Raw genomic sequence first — 3,775 nt, 5'->3', positions numbered from 1 at the left:
CGTCCCCCCGTCCCCCCGTCTCCCATCTCCCAACTCCCACCTCCCATCTCATCAAATGACTGTCAAAGTATTAATTCCCACTGCACTTCAAAAATTCACCAGCGATCGCGCGACGATCGAATGTGAAGGTAGTAGTATTACCGAGCTGCTAGATGCACTTGAAACTGCCTGTCCCGGCGTTAAAGCCCGACTCTGCGATGATGCGGGTCAATTACGGAGATTTCTCAACCTCTATGTCAATGATGAAGATATCCGCTTCCTCGATGGCCCTGGCACTCCGCTCAAAGATGGCGACCAAGTAAGTATCGTTCCGGCTGTAGCTGGGGGTTAATGCGATCTAATTAGCGATCGATAAGACTACCAACCGCTCCAAATTTAACGATTTGGGGCGGTTTTTTAGGCTTCTACAGCGGACGATAAACAGCGCGGATGACGATCGTATTTGCCAGCAACAGCCAGAGTGGTGAAGATTGGATCGCGATGATGATGAGTAGCCAGTAAGCGGACATACTGAGGTTGGCAATGCGATCGAGCATCGCAACGATCGAGACCAATGAAATCGCATACAAACTTAACGCCAAACCATAAGTTATGATGACTCTTGGAGTTGGTAACAATACCGGGTAGCCGACTTCGCGAGGATCGCCTTCCCATAAACTTAGGCAAATAAAAGCAGCCATCGCGATCGTACAAATTAAGAGAGAACTGACTCGACTCTGGCTGGTAATTGTGGTTGCTATAGCAGCGAGGGTAGCAATTAAACTACCCTTTTTATCATAGATCCTATTTTTTAATAACCAATCCTTAAATAACTTGGGACTGTAATTTCTTTCCTGAAAATGTCGCAAATAGCATAAAAGCCGATGGCTAAAAAAGATAATTGCCGCAGTAGAAATTGCAAATAGGGACAGGGCTATTGTCATAGATCCAAATCGCTAAGAACTGGAAAGAGTCAATCGTCGGGTCTTCCTTTTAACTACCTGCTAATACTACTGGAAAATCATAACATAACACTACATATTTAATACAACATCCGATCGGCTGATGACACTGAGACAAATTGACAGTTAGATCGCCACGTGCGCCAATTGTCAACAGCCTACTGCTGGTATGACAGTACTAAAAAATTATCCTCTTAAAATTGTTGCAATCTTTCCTGTAAGATTTCCTTTTGCTTTTCAGTCTCCACCAAACTATCCTTAGTCTGTTGAACCACTTCCGGCGTGGCACGTTCGATAAATTTAGTATTATTTAAACGACCGTGAATCGATTCGATTTCTTTATCGATTTTATCGATCTTCTTCTGAATTTTAGCTTTGAAAGCTTCGAGATCGACAACTCCAGTCAATGGTAAGATAATCTGCACCGTTGCAAAGACACTTGCAATAGAGCGTGTTGGTTCTGCGGCTAACTTATCAACAATGGTAAGCTGTTCGATCTGTGCCAAATCGCACAGATAAGTTTTCCCGCGCTCTAAGATTTCTCGCTCGGTAACACTGTCGCTTTGGATGATAATTGCGACTTTAATGGCGCGTTTGAGATCGGCTTCGGCGCGGAGATTGCGGATAGTCCGCGTGACGCCGATGAGGAGATCGAATTCGCGATCGAGTTCGGGATTAATTAGAGATCGATCGGCTGTAGGATATGCTTGGGTTGAGATGTCATGCAGCTCATCGCTCTCAGTCAAAGTCTGCCAAATTTCTGCCGTTACGTGTGGCATAAATGGATGCAGTAACTTTAAAATCCCATCCAAAACAAACGCCAAAGTTTGCAGCACGACTAATTTACTTGCCGGATCTGCACCTTCTTGTAACCGCGACTTAACTAGTTCGATATACCAGTCGCAGAAGTCCCCCCAGAAGAATTCATATAAGCCTTTAGTTGCATCGCCTAAAGCATATCGATCGATATTATCGCTAGTTTGCTGCACTGTTTGATGGAAACGCGAGAGAATCCATTTATCAGCTACTTCTAGCGATTCAACTGTGGGAACTGTCAAGTTGTCGCGATCGATCTTAAACTCCGAACTCTCGAAGCTCAGCATTACAAATCGCGCTGCATTCCAGATTTTATTAGTAAAATTCCGGCTGGCTTCGACGGATTCTGATTCGTCAGTCTTGCGGTTATATTGAATCCGAATATCTTGCCCCGCACCTACTACTTCGCGAACTAAAGTATATCGCAGTGCATCAGTGCCGTATTTATCAATTAGTAATAATGGATCGATTCCATTGTTAGAAGACTTCGACATCTTCTTACCATTTTCATCGAGTACTAACCCGTGAATATAGACATCTTTAAATGGCATTTTACCAGTCAGATATCCCGACATCATCGTCATGCGAGCTACCCAGAAGAAAATAATATCAAAACCAGTAACTAGCGTCGAAGTCGGATAGTACATCTCCAAATCCGTAGTATTTTCTGGCCAACCGAGCGTCGAAAACGGCCATAATCCCGATGAGAACCAGGTATCTAATACGTCAGGATCTTGAACTAATTTTACATCCGCGCCGAACTGCTCGATCGCTTGTACCCGCGCTTCTGCTTCACTTTTCGCGACAAAGAACGGTGTATTATCAGTGATCTCACCACCAGATTCACTTACAGCATACCAAGCCGGAATCTGATGCCCCCACCACAATTGCCGTGAGATGCACCAATCCTGCAATTTAACCAACCAATCCCGATAGACTTTTCCCCAGCGTTGGGGGACGAATTCGGGGGAATTCTGGCTATCTAAATGCTCCAGGCAATTATCCGCCATCGGACGAATTTTAACGAACCATTGAGTTGATAGTAATGGCTCGACAGGTACTTTGCCGCGATCGCTATATGGTACCGTATGCTTATAAGCTTCGATTTTAACTAAATTACCCAGTTCTTCTAATTTTGCGACGATATTTCGCCGCGCGGCAAAGCGTTCTTGACCGTTAAATTCACCAGCATTCTCATTGAGAGTGCCGTCCTTATTCATAATATTAATTAACGGCAGGTCATGACGCTTGCCCATCGCAAAGTCATTGGGATCGTGAGCTGGAGTAACTTTTACGCAACCCGTTCCAAACTCAGCCTCGACAAAATCGTCGCCGACAATGGGAATATCGCGATCGAGAATCGGCAGTCTCACCGCCTTACCAATCAGATGTTTGTATCTTTCATCCTTGGGATTTACAGCTACGGCGGTATCACCTAACATCGTTTCCGGGCGCGTAGTGGCAACTTCAATGTATCCCGAACCATCGCTCAAAGGATAACGGAAATACCACAAACTCCCATTAGTTTCCTTATTTTCAACTTCCAAATCTGACACCGCCGACTGCGAAGCCGGACACCAATTGACTAAATACTGTCCCCGATAGATTAGCCCATCTTTGTGCAACCGCACGAATGCTTCAAGTACCGCCGCCGACAGTCCTTCATCCAGCGTAAACCGTTCCCGCGTCCAATCTGCCGAAACACCCATCCGCTTGAGCTGATTGATGATGGTACCACCCGACTCCATTTTCCACTCCCAGGCGCGTTCTAGAAACTTCTCGCGTCCGACATCGTACCGTGTCTTACCTTCAGCCTTGAGCTGCTTCTCTAGAATCGTCTGTACCGCAATACTGGCATGATCCGTACCGGGGAGATATAGCGTATTATCCCCGCACATCCGATGATACCGAATCAGTGCATCGATCAGCGATTGTTCAAACGCATGTCCCAAGTGCAAACTTCCCGTCACGTTTGGCGGCGGAATGACGATGCAGAAGGGTTTCCCACCTCTAGCTGG

Annotated in this window: 3 protein-coding genes; 1 reads left to right on the top strand and 2 read right to left on the bottom strand. The window is 45.8% G+C overall.

Going from position 1 to position 3,775, the window contains the following annotated elements; all coding sequences use genetic code 11:
• The first annotated feature begins 55 nt into the window (after nt 1-55).
• Nucleotides 56-331, top strand: a complete 276-nt coding sequence (locus tag RMO52_RS20140; RefSeq protein WP_310417820.1) for a MoaD/ThiS family protein — start codon at nt 56-58, stop codon at nt 329-331.
• 73 nt (nt 332-404) lie between these two features.
• On the opposite strand, the gene RMO52_RS20135 is transcribed toward RMO52_RS20140, so the two are convergent.
• Nucleotides 405-923 carry a hypothetical protein gene (locus RMO52_RS20135; protein ID WP_310417817.1) on the bottom strand — a complete coding sequence of 173 codons (519 nt, stop codon included), beginning with the start codon at nt 921-923 and terminating at the stop codon, nt 405-407.
• A 212-nt stretch (nt 924-1,135) separates the two neighbouring features.
• Nucleotides 1,136-3,775 (bottom strand): valine--tRNA ligase (locus RMO52_RS20130; protein WP_310417814.1); only part of this gene is annotated, 2,640 nt, incomplete at its 5' end.

This window comes from Chamaesiphon sp. OTE_8_metabat_110, assembly GCF_031382685.1.
GTDB lineage: Bacteria > Cyanobacteriota > Cyanobacteriia > Cyanobacteriales > Chamaesiphonaceae > Chamaesiphon.
This window is presented reverse-complemented; position numbering and strand designations above follow the sequence as displayed.